Annotated in this window: 15 protein-coding genes; 10 read left to right on the forward strand and 5 right to left on the reverse strand. The window is 42.6% G+C overall.

What is annotated here, in order from left to right:
* Nucleotides 1-282 (forward strand): DUF1778 domain-containing protein (locus VGA95_03515; GenBank protein HEX9665606.1); only part of this gene is annotated, 282 nt, incomplete at its 5' end.
* The gene (locus tag VGA95_03520; protein HEX9665607.1) at nt 279-809 is read left to right on the forward strand and encodes a GNAT family N-acetyltransferase; all 531 of its coding nucleotides are present in this window, start codon (nt 279-281) and stop codon (nt 807-809) included. The genes VGA95_03515 and VGA95_03520, both read left to right, overlap by 4 nt.
* 411 nt (nt 810-1,220) lie before the next feature.
* Here VGA95_03520 and VGA95_03525 read toward each other — a convergent pair whose 3' ends face one another.
* The 3 genes from VGA95_03525 to VGA95_03535 form a co-directional block, all read right to left on the reverse strand.
* On the reverse strand, nt 1,221-2,165 hold the full coding sequence (locus tag VGA95_03525; GenBank protein ID HEX9665608.1) for a hypothetical protein: 945 nt from the start codon (nt 2,163-2,165) through the stop codon (nt 1,221-1,223).
* A 246-nt stretch (nt 2,166-2,411) separates the two neighbouring features.
* Entirely contained in the window at nt 2,412-3,137 is a 726-nt protein-coding gene (locus VGA95_03530; protein ID HEX9665609.1) for a hypothetical protein, read from the reverse strand.
* 77 nt (nt 3,138-3,214) lie between these two features.
* Nucleotides 3,215-3,487 carry a transcriptional regulator gene (locus VGA95_03535; protein ID HEX9665610.1) on the reverse strand — a complete coding sequence of 91 codons (273 nt, stop codon included), beginning with the start codon at nt 3,485-3,487 and terminating at the stop codon, nt 3,215-3,217.
* Nucleotides 3,488-3,975: 488 nt separating this feature from the next.
* Between VGA95_03535 and VGA95_03540 the strand changes: the two genes are divergently transcribed.
* The 8 genes from VGA95_03540 (at nt 3,976) to nadA (ending at nt 14,502) form a co-directional block, all read left to right on the forward strand.
* Nucleotides 3,976-4,533 (forward strand): cob(I)yrinic acid a,c-diamide adenosyltransferase, encoded by a 558-nt coding sequence (locus VGA95_03540; protein ID HEX9665611.1) that lies wholly within the window; start codon nt 3,976-3,978, stop codon nt 4,531-4,533.
* Entirely contained in the window at nt 4,534-5,184 is a 651-nt protein-coding gene (locus tag VGA95_03545; GenBank protein ID HEX9665612.1) for an O-methyltransferase, read from the forward strand.
* A gap of 75 nt (nt 5,185-5,259) precedes the next feature.
* Nucleotides 5,260-7,872, forward strand: coding sequence for a [protein-PII] uridylyltransferase (gene glnD / locus VGA95_03550; protein HEX9665613.1), 2,613 nt, complete (start codon nt 5,260-5,262; stop codon nt 7,870-7,872).
* A 50-nt stretch (nt 7,873-7,922) separates the two neighbouring features.
* Nucleotides 7,923-9,533 carry an L-aspartate oxidase gene (nadB, locus tag VGA95_03555; protein ID HEX9665614.1) on the forward strand — a complete coding sequence of 537 codons (1,611 nt, stop codon included), beginning with the start codon at nt 7,923-7,925 and terminating at the stop codon, nt 9,531-9,533.
* 120 nt (nt 9,534-9,653) lie between these two features.
* Nucleotides 9,654-11,498, forward strand: a complete 1,845-nt coding sequence (locus VGA95_03560; protein HEX9665615.1) for a 2-oxoacid:acceptor oxidoreductase subunit alpha — start codon at nt 9,654-9,656, stop codon at nt 11,496-11,498.
* Nucleotides 11,499-11,533: 35 nt separating this feature from the next.
* Nucleotides 11,534-12,556 (forward strand): 2-oxoacid:ferredoxin oxidoreductase subunit beta, encoded by a 1,023-nt coding sequence (locus VGA95_03565; GenBank protein ID HEX9665616.1) that lies wholly within the window; start codon nt 11,534-11,536, stop codon nt 12,554-12,556.
* A 99-nt stretch (nt 12,557-12,655) separates the two neighbouring features.
* Nucleotides 12,656-13,510, forward strand: coding sequence for a carboxylating nicotinate-nucleotide diphosphorylase (nadC, locus tag VGA95_03570; GenBank protein HEX9665617.1), 855 nt, complete (start codon nt 12,656-12,658; stop codon nt 13,508-13,510).
* Nucleotides 13,511-13,551: 41 nt separating this feature from the next.
* Nucleotides 13,552-14,502 carry a quinolinate synthase NadA gene (nadA, locus tag VGA95_03575; protein ID HEX9665618.1) on the forward strand — a complete coding sequence of 317 codons (951 nt, stop codon included), beginning with the start codon at nt 13,552-13,554 and terminating at the stop codon, nt 14,500-14,502.
* Here nadA and VGA95_03580 read toward each other — a convergent pair.
* Together VGA95_03580 and ggt are read right to left on the reverse strand one after the other, a co-directional pair.
* Nucleotides 14,499-15,116 (reverse strand): transposase, encoded by a 618-nt coding sequence (locus VGA95_03580; protein HEX9665619.1) that lies wholly within the window; start codon nt 15,114-15,116, stop codon nt 14,499-14,501. The genes nadA and VGA95_03580 overlap by 4 nt on opposite strands.
* An 8-nt stretch (nt 15,117-15,124) precedes the next feature.
* The gene (gene ggt, locus VGA95_03585; GenBank protein ID HEX9665620.1) at nt 15,125-16,879 is read right to left on the reverse strand and encodes a gamma-glutamyltransferase; all 1,755 of its coding nucleotides are present in this window, start codon (nt 16,877-16,879) and stop codon (nt 15,125-15,127) included.
* Nucleotides 16,880-17,093: the final 214 nt, after the last annotated feature.

Here is a 17,093-nt window from a genome sequence, read left to right on the forward strand (position 1 = left end):
AAGGAAGATCTTACAAAAGAAGCGCGGCTTGAGGCGCGGACAACGTCCCGCGTCAAGGAGCTGATACAGCACGCAGCGGATCTGGAAGGGCGCAGCGTGAGCGATTTTGTCATTGAGCATGCGCGGGAGGCGGCCGAGGACGTCATTGAAAAGCATAGCCACATCAGATTGTTGGCCAAGGACAGCGCATCGTTTGTGGAAGCGCTGCTGAATCCGCCGGCGCCACATGAAAGGCTGAAAAGAGCGGCGCGCCGCCATAAAGAACTGATAAAAGATAAGTGAGCGGAAAGAAGCGGAAAGAAGGGTTTTTCATTGAACCCCTGAAAGACTCGCATGACCGCGCAGAGTTTTCGTGCGGCATTGAGGAGCTGGACAGATATTTCAAAAATCAGGCGGGGCAGGATGCGCGCCGCAAGGTTGCTGCGCCCTTCGTGCTGATCGATGGCGCAACGGGAATAGTGGCGGGTTTTTATACGCTGTCCATGCGCAGTGTTCTGCTGGCGGAGTTGCCGGCAGGCGTTCGAAAGAAGCTTCCCCGATATCCTGATGTGCCCGTGGTTCTGCTCGGCCGCATGGGCGTTGACGTTAAATACCAACGCAGGGGCTTGGGGGAAGCGCTTTTATTCGATGCGCTGAAACGCAGTTATGAAACCAGGACGGAGATTGCAGCTATTGCCGTGATTGTCGATGCCAAGCACGGCGCGGAAAGCTTTTATTTGAAGTACGGTTTTCTGCGGTTCTCCGAACAAGAAAACCGGCTGTTTTTGCCGATGAAGACGATTCAAGCTCTGCTTAAAAATAAAGTATGAATTTTTGGCCGAAAAATACTTTTTTTAAATCATGAAGGATTCTGGAGACAATATAAAGATAAAAGCGAAGGGGTCAAGCCTTCAATTGACAATACTTAAATCCTATTTTATTGATTTTTTTTCAATGGGTCCAGAAATCAACTATCCTTACTTATCTTTTCTTCAATCCTTCTAAACGTCATGATAATGTTAAGAAAACAGTCCAGTAATCATTATAGAGGAAGATCTTTTGTTGCCTTGAAACTCCATTCGTGTCGTGACACCGGGCACTGGGATATTGAATACGAAGGAGCCTTGGCATTTTAGTATTTCCTTTAAACCAATTCGAATCTACATGGGTAGTATTGCCAATTGTAGACTTGGCCCCTTCTACTGACAAGCTCAAGGCAAAATTTCATTAAGAAGCCGCGACTATTTTTCCCCCGCCTCATATACCATTAATAAGATCGCTGAGGCAGTAGAATTAATTGCAAACTGAGCAATATGCTGAGGCACTTTCTTGGAAACTGTGCCCGCGCCGTGTGACTTACTAAGTCGATTTCTAAGGGTGGGGACAATCATGAGAAGTTGTTCGAAATAACTTTCAAGCTGGGTGTTGTCGAGGAATATTTTAACGAGTGTAGATACGTTATCCGTTTGTTTGTACAGCCAGCCTTTCCTATCACACAAAATTTTAAGAACACTTTCAAAGGCGCTCCCACACTTTGTCAAGCAATCTCCATAGTCCCCTTTTCGATAGTCCTGCAAAGCATCTAAGAATTCGTCATTAGCCAGTCGGAAATGGCCACGCTGAAGGAATTCAAGCGTTGGGACAATCACCTGAGTATGGATAAGCTCATTCCCTCGACAAACAACGCGTGGGTAGGAAACCACTTGTATTGCTTCGTGTTCCCGTCCATAAAGCCGTGATTTGACACGCTCCGTCACATAGTCCGTTAAGAAATAGGGAAGTCCATCTATCACAAGAAACGCATTTAACTCCCTAACCATTTCTTCTCTTGGCAAGTGAACATGGGATAAACAGTCCACGCTAAAAACATCTTCCACGAGGTCGAGAAACTGCTCGGTCGGACACGCCGTGACAAATTGGAACGCATCTTCCGCTGGTGAACTAAAAGAAGTATGAGATAATTGAGCTTCACCATGCCGATATCGAAGAATTCTATGAATCTGATTCCAAAATTCGATAGTGTAATCGCCCCCAATCCCGAACTCGGTGACTCTTTTGTTGCCAAAAACTTCAGCACACCACATTAAAACTCGGTTTCGGAAAGTACGCGAAACCTCCACTAAAGGTTCTTCAGTTGGCCTGGGTCTCCTTGAGAAAACGTCAAATATTCGATCAAGCCACCACATAGTCCGCCTCTCCTAAACGACTGGCTTGGCTGCCTATACTTATTATTTATACGGAAAGTTATTATATAATCAGGTATCTGGAAACCAAAATTTAGAGCTATCTTATCCATAAGTCTAAATTTCCATGCCGTCTGTTATCGCATCCAATAAATTATTACCAAAGGCTGTCGTTTACACAAAATTGGCAATAGTGTTTCATTCCACTTCTATTCGGAATGCTTAGGCGCTATTAGGGGACAATTCCGCTTAAACAGACCTCAATGCAGCTATCAAATTTGGAGCTACATCTTTAACGAAGGCCATTTGTGCTTTCGATACTTCTTCCCCGTGAATAGCGGGTGAAGTCACAGAATACACTTCTCTTATAACACTAATTAAAGCGGGGTCAATTAACTGTTCCTCGGCGAGCATACGACTTACCTGATGTATGGACAATGGGCGACGCCGATCCTCTTCCCCATACCTTTCCTTCCAGATACGACGCAATTCTTTTTCGATGTTGTAGCGCACGCCAAACAAGAACGATACGTCATCTTCGACTTTCAAGTCATCGCTGGGCACCGCGGGCATTCGTAGATTATGAGCTCGAACAAACTCGTCGAGAATATTCCGCACGCGTTCTTCTATAAGAGGAAGCTGTGAATCTGACGGTGGGAGCGGCGCAAATGTAAAGCTGGGGTTAAACTGAGTCCTTATGTCGACGGTGTTGCGAATATCAGAGCGCAATTCAGCTATCTCTCCCTTGACATCTGCCTTCAATGCTTCGATTTCCTTTTTGAAGGTCAGACCAAAGAAGCTGATCTCCTGAAAAAGGGGAAGTAAGAACAAGGCGACCCATATCAGAAACACAAAGACGTCCGCGTAGGATGAGTGCCCGACAACCAAGTCAGGGTACCTACGATACAGAAAATACGTCAGCCCGCCCAAGAGTAATACCCACCAGAGAACTTTGAACCAGTTCGGAAGCTTCATGATTATCCTTGCTGGACCCTAAATGCCGTGGATTTCCATACAATACATTTATCACACAGCGCTGTCCAGGGCTTTTTTTACCTCATGCGGGTTTTCTCAATGACTGTCACAGAAGCCTTGGTCGGGCCTTCGGGCACACGATTATTGGTTTCCCATTTTTTTAATGTCGATACAGGGATCGCAAAAGTCTCGGAAAAAACTTCCTGTGTCATCTGAAGTTTTTCACGGATTGCTTTGACATCTATATCTCTGTTGCGTACCTTGTAGGCGCGCTCTTTGGTTTTATCTCCTTTGAGATAAGCCAGAGCCTGCTTCGCACCTGTAATAATTTCCTTTCCTGCCTTGCTCATGGTTTCATCTCCTTCTTAATATCGTGAACGATTACATACAGGATATTAATTATAACCATTAAGGCTGAAATGAAACTTCCCGCAGTAACCTGCAGGCTATCACCATAGAAACTGAAAGTCTCAGATGACGCGAGGAACCCTGAGCCCAGTCGAAGGGGACGAAGCAATCGAAAACTGGGGAAAAGGATGAGATTGCTTCAATTTGCTTCGCAAATTTCGCAATGACAGACAGCAGGAAACCCTGTAGCTACAGGGAATTCACTAGTTAAAACTAGTTTTTCACAAGGTATGTTGTCACTCCCTGATCGAGGGAACAGACCATTCTAGTTTGAGCCCGTTGCCACCGTAGCGGTAATATCACCGCAAAACCCGTTGCAAAAGTTCTCTGTAAGCCGTCCAAAGATCGTGACCACCGGCAATCGATTCTTACGAATCCGCATGAAACCCGTTTGTTTGAACAGGTTTTCCCCTTCTGTTAGAATTCTAGGATGGCCAAGAAAAGAATAACAAAGGTCTATACTCGAACCGGGGACAAAGGTTTAACCTCACTTATCGGCGGGAAGAGGGTAAGTAAGGACTCTACAAGGGTGGATGCTTACGGGGAGATAGATGAGCTTAATGCAGTGCTGGGAATAGTACGATCTCAAGCCAAGGACGATGAAATAAAGACAATTATTTCAGTTATTCAGAATGATCTTTTCATTATTGGTGCAGATCTTGCCAGTCCAATGGATATCCTGGCACCAAGGATAAAACCCGATAGTGTAGAAAAGCTTGAGCGAACAATCGATAAATTTCTTAAGGAGCTCGAACCACTGAAGGAGTTCATTCTTCCAACCGGTAGGGGCGGAGGACATTATCTTCACCTCGCAAGAACGGTTGCGAGAAGGGCCGAAAGAAGTATCGTGAAGCTTAAGAGAGAAGAAGAAATCAATGAAAACGTGTTGAAGTACATAAATAGGTTATCTGATTTGTTATTCGTAATGGCTAGAATTGAGAACAAGCGCTCTGGTTTTGAAGAAGCATTCGCAGATTTTGGAAATTAAATGGCCGCTTTGAATAATTTCGCAGATTATATCGTAAATCCACAAATCGAGGAATATCTAAGGAGCCTGGAACCGACAGATGACATTATACTGAAGGAGATGGAAGAGCTCGGCAGAGAAAGGGGTTTCCCAATCGTGGGACCGCTCGTCGGAAGGCTACTTCATCAGTTAGCCTTGGCCATAGGCGCAGAAAGGATCTTTGAGATGGGCTCAGGCTTTGGATACTCCGCATATTGGTTCGCTAAAGCACTTAGTGATGGCGGTACATTATTCTTCACAGACTTTTCTAATGATAATGGTAAACTTGCCCTAAGTTTTTTTAAGCGTGCCGAGATTAACAACAGAATAAAGATCCACGTTGGGGACTCACTATCAATCCTGGATACAATACCGGGGCATTTTGATATAATATTCAATGACATAGACAAAGAACGCTACCCATTAGTAGTTGAAAAGGCCTACAACAGGCTGAGAAAAGGGGGTCTTCTCATCGCTGACAATCTCCTTTGGTTCGGAAGGGTATTAAGAAACGACGATTCTTCAAGCACAAAAGGGGTAAAGGAATTTACAAGGCTTCTTCTTTCTGAAAAAGGGTTCCTCACCACTATCATCCCAATAAGAGACGGAATTTCAATCAGTCTAAAGCTCTGATCAAATTTTATAGGTATCATATATTAAGATTATTTTCTCATTTACTGAAACCGTCACGTCATGGAAAAATTAAGAATGCCTTCAAAAAAAGAAGATGGGTATCAAGGCGTCAAACTACGCTACAAGGAAAAACAATATGAGTTAAAGAAGCTTCACGATAAACGAACCCTTTCAGGCATAGCGTTCTCACAAAGATTGTCTCTTATCACAGATGAACTAATCAAAGAATCTCTAAAACATCTTGGCCTCCCTCATCTCAACGGCATCTCGATAATTGCAACTGGAGGCTATGGAAGAAAAGAGCTTTGTCCATACTCCGATATAGACCTGTTGTTCCTATATTCACCAACGAAAAAATCATTAGTAGAAGGGACAGCACAAAAACTACTGTATTCTCTTTGGGATCTAAATCTTCAACTCGGTCATTCCATTAGGACAATTGACGAGTGTTTCGAAATCTCCCTTAACGAAGACACAACAATTCTCACGTCACTTCTCGACGGTAGATTCATTACTGGCGATAGGAAAGTATATAATAAATATGATAGAAGGCTCTTTCTTGAATTTCTTCCAACGATCTCGTCGAGGTTTATTGAAAAGAAATTAGAAGAAAATGAACAGAGGATCGACAAATTTGGTAGATCAATTTATCTCCTCGAACCAAATATAAAAGAAGGAGAAGGCGGCCTGCGAGACATCCACGCAGCACTGTGGATTGCACAAGCAAAATTCAAGCTTAAGGAATTTAGAGAGCTCCTCTATAAAGGTATTCTGACTGAAAGGGAGCTCAATGTATTCAAAAAGGGATTGGATTTCCTACTTCAAATTAGAACGCAACTCCATTATTTAGCCGGAAGAGCAGAAAATATACTCAGGTTTGATTATCAGGAGAAAATTGCAAGGTTTCTTGGCTATAAAGATACAGAGCTACCCGCAGTAGAACGTTTTATGAGAATTTATTATCTCAGGGGAAATCTAATTAAAGAACAATCCAAGAAACTGATCGACAGATGCGTTTTTAGACCAAAACTTAGCTTCGGCTCTCAGAAGACAGTGCTCCTGGATAAAGGCCTTATCATTCAGGGAGGAATGCTCTCTGCTTCTAGCCGTAGAATCTTCCACGACCATCCTCAAAACTTCATTAAATGCTTTGAATACGCCGATAAATACAACATTAAAATGAGTAAATACCTGTCGGATTTAATCCGTGAAAACGTGAAGCTCATAGACGAAAATGTAAGAAATGACCCAGGGCTTAATTCTTCGTTCCTAAGTCTACTATCAAATGGTAAAGCCGTATCCAATACGCTTTTTGAAATGAATCGTCTTCGTCTTCTTGGTCATTATATTCCCGAATTTGAGAAAATAGTATGCATGGTCCAGCATGACGCATACCATGTTTATACTGTGGATATACACTCAATTTTCATGATTAGAGAAATTGAAAATCTCATTGCTGGAAAATACGAAAAGGAGTTCCTTTTTCTCACAAAAATCTCTAGAAATATTTCAAAACGACATATACTTTATCTGGCCTGCCTTCTGCATGATATAGGAAAGGGAGAGGGTAGGGATCATTCTCAAAAAGGCGCACAGATGATTCCGAAAATCGCCGAACGAATAGGTCTTACAATTGAAGAAAACGAGAAACTTCAATTTATAGTTAAACATCATCTTATAATGCCCCATTTCTCCCAGAGGCGAGATCTTCATGACGAAAGCCTAATAATTCGATTCGCCAAATCGGTAAAAACTGTGGAAACCCTCTCGTTACTGTATCTACTCTCATTTGCAGACGTTAGATCGGTAGGTCCCGACGTATGGACAAACTGGAAAGGGATGCTCCTTGAAGAGCTTTATCTCAGGACCGCAGCGATATTGGATGAGGAGGAATTTGAGAAGGAAAGTCTAGAGGAAAGAGCGAAGAGGTTTACAAGAGATGTCATTAACCTTGTAAAAGAGGAAATCTTAGAGAACTGGGTAAAAAAAATTCTAAGAGGCATGCCCCACTCATATTTTGCAGGTTATTCCCCACAAAAGATTGCCTATCATTTGAAATTGATTAAAAAATTTGCCAAAACGGTAGCAATGGATGTGGTTTTTCATCCCAGTGAAGAGTATGATGAGTTTACATTCTGGGGATTCGATAAGCCTGGTATCTTCTCCCATCTGTGTGGAGTGCTCGCCGGAAACGGGATTAATATTTTGGGCGCCAGAATCGTAACCCGTGATGACGGAAGAATCCTAGACGTGTTTTATGTAAACCGGCTTGGAAAATCCACCCATACGGAGAAAGATCTATGGTCTAAGGTAAACGAGGACCTCAACGATGTATTGAAGGGTAAGGCAGAGGTAGGACAGATTGTCTCCAGGAGAAAAAAATACGGACCTATCTATGTAAAGACGATCCCCAAACATCCAGCACGTGTAGAAATAGATAATGAATCCTCCGAATCCTCAACAATCATAGATGTTTATACATATGACCGTGTAGGACTCCTGTACGACATAACAAGAGCCATAACCAATCTGGGACTTTCAATTACATACGCAAAAATCTCCACTAAGGTCGACCAGGTAGCAGATGTTTTTTATGTGAACGAAATAAATGGTGGGAAGGTCCACGATCCAAAGAAACTGAATCAAATTAAATCGATATTCAATACGATAGATTCCGAAAATCAATGAGAAATATTCTTTCAGTCAGCAGGTTTTTGATTCTAATACACTAAATAGATATGCTCCAGTCCGAAAAATTAGCAGATAAAAAGCTTGAAGCGCCTTTTCTCATTGTAGGCAGTGGGTTAGCAGGACTTTATGCCGCCCTCTACGCTTCAAATTTTGGCGATGTAATTCTGCTTACAAAATCTACGCTTGAAGAGAGCAATAGCTATTGGGCACAGGGTGGCATAGCCGCCGCAATTGACCCAGAAGACTCACCACTATATCACCTTGAAGACACAATCAACGCCGGACGGGGTATATGCAATAAAAAAGCCGTCGAGATACTTGTCCGAGAGGGTAGGGAAAGAGTCTTTGATCTAATAAATCTCGGAATGAAGTTTGACTCTACTGATAAGGGCTTTGAGCTCGGGTTAGAAGGCGGACACACAAAAAGACGAGTTCTCCACTCGGGTGGGAATTCAACCGGAAAAGAAATTGTTGAATTTTTGATATCTTCCGTAAAAAAGTTAAAAGGAATTAAGATACTGGAAAATACAGCCGTAGAGAAACTGATATCCGATGGGAAAAGATGTTTCGGGGCATTAGCCTTCAGAGAAACACCCTTGAATAGGATGCCCATCCTCTCAGGTGCGACCATACTCGCAACTGGTGGTGCCGGCGCACTATATTCAAGAACCACAAACCCCCCAGGCGCAACAGGAGAAGGTATTTCGCTGGCCTATAGATCGGGTGCTGAAGTCACCGATATTGAATTTGTGCAGTTTCACCCAACAACACTCTACGCAAAGAACGGCGGTAGCTTCCTGATCAGCGAAGCCGTAAGGGGTGAAGGTGCCTATCTCCTGAATAAGGATGGTGAAAGATTCATGCTTCGTTACCACGAGCTCGGAGAGCTAGCCCCGAGGGATATAGTGTCAAAGGCGATATTTAATGAAATGAAAACATCAGGCCAAAACTACGTATTCCTATCTCTAAAACACCTAGACAAAGTGTTTGTAAGAAAACGTTTTGCAAATATACATAATATGTGCTCTAAATCGGGGATCGATATCAGCAATGATTTAATTCCGGTAGCCCCGGCTGCCCACTATACCATTGGAGGTGTTAAAACAGGTCTTATGGGAGAAACCAATATCGAATGTCTCTTTGCATCTGGAGAGGTTGCGTGCACAGGCGTTCACGGCGCCAACAGATTGGCAAGTAACTCACTTCTTGAGTGCATCGTGTTCGCCAAACGAGCGGTTGACGCTGCAAGAAATAATGGCGCATCTATTAAAAACATCTATCCCGAGTCTATCAAAAAATACAATCAATCCTTTCTTGGTCAACAAGGTTCTCAAAATGAGGTATTTTCTAAAATCAAAAAGATTATCTCAGATTTAATGAACCAAAACGTTGGAATCATTCGTAGTGACGAGGGATTAAGAAATTCAATCACAGAACTAGAAAAAATATCGATGTCAACGAATGAACTACGCGGTTATTATAAGCACAGGATACAAGATATCCTTGAACTCTGTAAACTCACCGCAAATGCAGCCCTCCTGAGGAAGGAATCAAGGGGAGTACACATCAGGGAGGATTTTCCGGACGAAGATCCACAATTTAGGGCTCATATCGTGTGGAAAAGAGGATTCGAACCGTCAATAATCAAGTGTAACTAATCTCTAACGCTTCTTTATTTACAATCTAAAAATTAATGATAGAATTATCAGTTGGGTTTTTTTAATGAAAATAGATTTTTATATAAACATTGATTTAATTGTTTTTTACGGAGATAGCTGATGGAAAGGCCAGAAGAAAGACTCGATAAAGTCACTGTAAAATTTGCAGGGGATTCCGGAGACGGTATTCAGGTATTGGGAGACCAGTTTGGAAATGTTACCGCAGTCGTCGGTAATGATTTTGCCACGTTGCCCGACTTCCCCGCAGAAATTAGAGCACCTCAAGGTACAACATTTGGGGTATCCTCCTACCAAATTCAATTTGCATCATACGATATCCACACACCTGGCGATAAGCCCGATGTGCTGGTCGCATTCAATCCGGCTGCTCTCAAGGTAAACATGCAATTCGTAAAACCGGGTGGAATAATTGTGGTAAATGAAGACGAATTTACCGAACAAAACCTTAAAAAAGCTGGTTTCGACTCCAATCCCCTTGAAGATGATTCACTGCATTCCTTTAGGGTGTATAAGGTGCCAATAACAAAGCTTACACTTGAAGCACTCATGGATGAGACTGTTGGACACAGGGACAAGCTTAGATGCAAGAATTTTCTGGCACTCGGGGTGATTTCCTGGCTATTCTCCCGGCCACTAGATCCAGTAATAAATTTCCTAAATAAGCGTTTCTCGTCCAAGAAAGAAATTATGGAAGCCAATATCAAAGCATTAAAAGCGGGTTATAACATTTGCGACACGATGGAAATTTTCCCAGTGCACTATCAGATTCCACCGGCAAAGCTACAACCAGGGAAATACAGGAATGTTAACGGTTCACTTGCCACTGTATATGGATTGATTGTAGCCTCAGAAAAGTCTAAACTGCCGCTCATTTATTCAGGTTATCCTATCACGCCGGCAAGTGATATATTACAACTGCTTTCCGCTTTAAAGCACCACGGTGCTGTTTCAATACAAACGGAAGACGAGATAGCAGCAATAGCTATGGCTATAGGGTCTTGCTATACTGGGGTGCTTGGCGTAACTGGGACTAGCGGACCGGGGCTTGCTTTGAAAATAGAGGCACTCAACCTCGCTGTTATGACGGAATTGCCACTGGTGGTCTTTGATTTCCAGCGTTCAGGCATTTCAACAGGGCTGCCTACAAAAACCGAACAAGGGGATCTGCTTTTCGCTCTGTTTGGAAGACCTTCTGACTCTCATGTAATTGTACTGGCACCATGCTCACCCTCAGACTGCTTCTGGACATCCATTGAAGCCATAAAGCTAGCCACCAAGTATATGACGCCTGTAGTTGTTCTTTCTGAGCAGTTTCTCCTTCATTCTTCAGAGCCATGGAAATTACCGGATATAGATAAGATACCTCCAATAGAGGTAAACTTCCGAACTGATCCAGATGGTTTTTATCCGTATATGAGGGATGATAAGACATTTGCTAGGCCATGGGTAAAATTAGGCACCCCGGGACTTGAGCATAGGATTGGTGGTCTTGAAAAAAGCAATATATCCGGAAACGTCTCTTACGACCCCGAAAATCACGATTTCATGACCAAGACACGGGCGCAAAAGATACAAAAGGTCCTGCAAGATATTCCCGACGTAGAGGTTACAGGGCACCCTGAAGCTGAAATGATTGTGGTAGGTTGGGGAAGCACATACGGACATATTAAGGCAGCCGTTGAATTGGCAATGCAGGACGGTATGAAAATATCGATGACCCAGCTCAGACACCTCAATCCATTGCCAAAAAATCTTGGAGACGTACTTAGAAGTTACAAAAAGGTGCTAGTTCCCGAATTAAACCTCGGACAGCTCAACTTTGTCCTTCGTGGCAAGTATCTTGTTGACACAAAGGGTTACGATAGAATCACAGGAAAACCTTTTGACGTTAGTGAACTATTAGAATTCTTCAGAGAAGAGTATAAAGGACTTAAAAAGCATTAATAGGAAAGATCGAATAAAGAGGAGACAAAATTGTTATGAGTACTACAACGGAACATATTGGGGAAACAAAATACAAATCGACTGATTTCAAGTCTGATCAGGAAATAAGATGGTGTCCTGGATGCGAGGACTACGCCATATTAAAAGCGTTTCAGACAGCTCTTGCAGAAATTGGGATCCCAAAAGAAAAACACGCTGTGATATCTGGTATTGGATGTTCAGCACGTCTCCCATACTACATGGATACGTATGGCTTCCATACGATCCACGGCAGGGCGATCCCGGTTGCCACCGGTGTTAAAGTGGCAAATCCTGGCCTCTCTGTATGGGTCATTACAGGAGACGGTGACGGAATTTCTATTGGTGGTAATCATCTTATACATGTCATGAGAAGAAATGTTGATATTACCATCTTGCTCTTTGACAACAAGGTATATGGCCTCACGAAGGGACAGTACTCCCCGACGAGCGACAAGGGAACCATAAATAAATCGGTACCGATGGGTTCCATAGAGGAACCTGTGCAACCTGTTACTCTTGCGCTCGCATCTGGTGCGACCTTTGTCGCCAGAACGTCCGCTTCCTATGTCCAGCATCTGACAAAAATGATAATTGAAGCACACAAACATAAGGGCACTTCATTTATTCACATCTATCAGAACTGCTATGTATATAACGATGAGGCTTTTGATTATTTCACCGCAAAATCCGTCAGGGATGACAGAAACATCTTTCTCGAACATGGAAAGCCGATGATTTATGGGAAAAATAGCGACAAAGGAATAAGGTTCAAGAGTGGAAGTATCGAGATTGCCGAATTCGAGTCCGGGAACCCACCTGATGATATTATCGCACATGACGAGACAGACCTCTCTCTTGCCTACACTCTTTCGAAAGTGTCTTGGCCAAAATACCCAGTCCCTATGGGTGTCATCAGAAGAGTTGAAAAACCGTCCTTTGAAGAGCAAATATACGAGCAAGTAGAAAGAGCAAAAAAGAAATTTCAACCGGATCTTAAGAAGCTAATTTATTCTAGCGATACTTGGGAAGTTAAATAAGAAGGATCATACTCGCGCAGTTCCAAAGCTTTCGAATACTTTTCTCTCGCAACCACTCATCCAAGCGGTTGCCCAGCCTAATTACTATAGAAAATAAAAATGAAGATCGCAAAGTTAGACTGGAACCAAGTAGATTTGATTATCGAGAATGCCCTGGAGGAAGATATTGGACCCAGGGACTTAACCACTGAGCTGCTTTTTCCCGAGGATACCGAGGATAGTAGATGTAATGCCATTATTCAGGCTAAAGAAGAAGGAATTATAGCCGGGCTCCCGATAGCTAAAAGGGTTTTTAGAAAGCTAAAACATGATATTCGATGGGTTGAAAATACGAGAGATGGTGAAAGCATCGCCAAAGGCGATATACTCGTCAAAATCAATGGATCCGAAAAAGCAGTTCTCGCTGGAGAGCGAGTCGCTCTGAACTTCATCCAAAGGCTCTCAGGTATTGCGACACTAACATCAAAATTTGTAAAAGCGGTCGAGGGGCTATCCGTAAAAATAACCGACACACGAAAGACAGTTCCAGGCCTCAGAATCCTCGATAGATACGCAGTCCGCACTGGCGGTGGTCGCAATCATCGCATGGGATTATTTGATGGAGTCTTAATTAAAGATAACCATCTGAAGCTCATTGGGAGCATTACTGACGCAATAAACAAAATTAGAAAAAAGTCAGGGGTCCGATTTCAAATAGAGGTTGAAACATCCAGGCTAGAAGAGGTTCGAGATGCCCTGGCAGCCGGCGCTGATATAATAATGCTGGATAACATGCCCTTAAACACGATGAAAAAATCGGTTGAGATCATAAACGGTAGAGCACTCATCGAGGCCTCAGGCGGAATTACCCTAAGAAATGTAAGAAGAGTGGCGGAAACCGGGGTCAATATAATTTCCATAGGCTCATTAACTCATTCTCCTAAGGCTTTAGACATCAGTCTGTATCTGGTATAGTTATATCTATGATTGAATGGGGACAGGAAGGTTTCAATAAAATGGAAGACCGTACTTTGGTAGTGGAAGAAATCAACAGGCTGAGAAATGAAAAGAATGCCATTATCATTGCTCACAACTATCAAGTTCCAGAAGTGCAGGAAATTGCCGATTTCACGGGTGATTCTCTCGCCCTGTCTCAGCTCGCAGGAAAGACAAATGCTGATGTGATAGTTTTTTGCGGCGTTCATTTTATGGCTGAGACAGCCTCAATCATATCTCCAAATAAAACGGTGTTAATACCCGATCTGGAAGCCGGATGTTCTCTTTCAGATACCATAAATGCTCAACAACTCAGAAAATGGAAAACCGAACATCCAGAAGCAGTTGTAGTTTCTTACGTTAACACAACGGCTGAGGTAAAAGCAGAAAGCGATTATTGTTGTACCTCATCCAACGCAGTAAAAATTGTAAATTCTATTCCTGAAGAAAAAGAAATACTTTTTCTTCCAGATATGTTCCTTGGAGCCTATGTTGGAAAGGTCACTGGTAGAAAGATCCACCTATGGCTGGGAGAGTGCCACGTACATGCCGGAATAAGACCTAAGGACATCGAACAAATGAGAGATGCTCACCCTGAAGCGGAAATGCTCATTCATCCTGAATGTGGCTGCACAACCTCATTCATCTACCATACCTGTAACGGTTTCGACGGAGATAAAAACGTTCATATCCTCTCAACCGGGGGTATGATTGAGTATGCGAAGAGCTCTGAATCAAATGAATTTATAGTGGCTACGGAAACGGGGATGCTCCATAGGTTGAGAAAAGATAACCCCGAAAAGGCCTTCTATCCAGCAAACGAGAATGCCATCTGCAGGTACATGAAAATGATTACGTTAGAAAAGGTTCTTAGCTCACTTCAAGACGATAAATATGAGGTAAAGGTACCAGAAGAAATTGCTAAAAGGGCACGAAAAGCAATTGACAGGATGCTCGAGATTTCCCATTAAGAGTCTGCATTTATAAGAAATCTGGGGTTTATTTTTTTAAAATTGTTTTCAAACCACGCATCGAACTCGTCTTCACCTTCTCTATCAATGTTTTCCCGGTCCAAATTCCAGGTAAGTGGGTTGTTTTTAATGTATTCACGTATTCGCTTTAATGACCCTTCATCCCTGATGATGTGTTCATGATAATTCCGTTGCCAAACTGACATATTTGGTGTATCTCGTACCGCATTTATTCGTTTCGAGGATTTCATTTTAAACCTTCCAACCATTTTAGGAATTAACATTTGACGTCGTTTCATTTTGTCATTTCTGTTTTGTAGGGGCAATTCATGAATTGCCCCTACGCTTTCTTCAATCATAATAATTCCATGCACATGATTAGGCATCACAACGAAGGCATCTGTCCTTACATTTGAATATAAATGATCTAGGTCATTCCAAAAACCTAATACAATCTTTCCATAATTATTAATCCTCAACTCCCCATCAAGATCTTTACCGAATAAACACATCCTATCCTTTGTACAAATCGTGATAAAATACGCCCCAGGCTGTGAATAATCATAATCCTTTAAGCGAATAGATCGTCGACCTTTTCCAGAACCATGAGACATTTTTATTCTCAATATCCTAAAGTCAAACTGCCAGGCGTCCTCGGATCGGATGCTCCGTAAAGAAAATACCCGATTTTCATGACACTCTGTGTACTCCCTATCGTGTCCCCAATCACAACCCTGTGTCCCATTTCCCTTATAATTCTCACAGTATCTCCATTTAACCCCTCCTCAACAACCACTTCATCCGGTAGCCATTGATGATGAACCCTAACCGCATTTGTAGCAGAAGCTATATTCATATTGAAATCAATGACATTGAGAATAATTTGGAGCACAGCGGATATAATCCTGCTCCCTCCCGGACTTCCGGTGAGGAGATAGGGCTTACCATTTTTTAATACAATCGTCGGAGTCATTGAACTCAACATTCTTTTCTCAGGCTCAATAGAATTGTACTCACCCCCTATAAGGCCATAGGCGTTTGGCACCCCGGGCTTTGAAGAAAAGTCGTCCATCTCATTATTCAATAAAATCCCTGTCCCGGGAACTGTAAGCTTTGTCCCATAACTGAAATTGAGGGTATAGGTATTTGAAACAGCATTGCCGTATCTATCAATTACTGAAAAATGAGTGGTATCTACACCCTCCTTATTCCTGCCGGGGGTTCCCGGAGATATTTTTTCGCTTGGTGTCGCCCTTTCAGTATTCAATTTCCTTTGCAGCTCGTTTGCATAATCCTTTGATATCAATCCTGTAACAGGAACGGGAACGAAATCTGGGTCTCCAAGATATTTAGACCTGTCTGCAAAGGCCAGTTTCATCGTCTCGACAAGGATATGAATAGTCTTAGCTGTATTATGCCCATATAATCCTCTGGGAAATCTCTCAAGCATATTTAGCATTTGAATCAGATGCACGCCACCTGAGCTTGGCGGAGGCGTTGAATATATATCATACCCCCTGTAGGTCCCGTGAACCGGTTCACGAATCACAGGGTTATACGAAGCCAAATCTTCAGAGGTGATCAATCCACCTCCTCCCTTCATATAACAAACAATTTTCTCAGCTATCTTCCCTTTATAAAATGCAATGGGGCCATGCCTTGCTATCTGCTTGAGGCTCCATGCCAAATCCTCTTGTTTAAAGATTTCACCCTGATCATACGAAACTCCCCCCTCCTTGTAAAAGATTTTCATGCTCGGGGGTGAAGCCATCATCCTAGCCTTAACAGATAAAAGAGATCTTCTGAGCTCCGAATCGATCGGAAATCCTTTTTCAGCCAAATCAATAGCAGGTTCAAGTGCTCGTTCTAATGTCATAGTCCCGTATTTTTCAAGCGCCATTGCGAGGCCTGCCACAGTACCGGGAACTCCTACTGCCAACAAGCTGTGCAGTGATTTTTCACTATCGACATTTCCACTCTCGTCCAGAAACATATCCCTCGATGCGGCTTTTGGAGCCTTTTCTCGATAATCGATAGCCACCATTTTTTTTGGATCAGCCAGATAGATCAACATAAAGCCACCGCCACCCAAATTACCTGCGCGGGGAAAGGTAGCTGCAAGTGTAAATCCAACAGTCACAGCGGCATCAATTGCGTTTCCTCCCTCTTTTAAGACCTGAAGACCAGCCTCTGTTGCGTACATATTCGCAGATGAGACCATGCCATGTTTAGCTACGACGGGTTGAAATATATCCTTTGGATTGTAGATGGGTGGTTCTTGGGTAGTTAACGCATTGGAACCGAATAACAGAAAAAGAAATATGATTACCGAAATTCTCTTCGCGGGCACAGGATATGATTTAGTATTATGTTTCATGAAAATAACGTCATCCAAACTATGAATCATATATAATCTATAAAATATTTTCGTTAAACAAACTAGTCTTTATCTATCGCGTTCGGGTCCTAACGATACCCTATTGTGGAATATCAATTTAGTAATCTAAAGTTTGAAGGCGATGATTGTTCAGGTCTTCCTAGTTTAATTCAAAGCCATTGCCAATCCGATTATCGTGCGCTAATCGAAGAAT

The sequence above is a fragment of the Thermodesulfobacteriota bacterium genome (genome assembly GCA_036397855.1).
Taxonomy (GTDB): domain Bacteria; phylum Desulfobacterota_D; class UBA1144; order Nemesobacterales; family CSP1-2; genus DASWID01.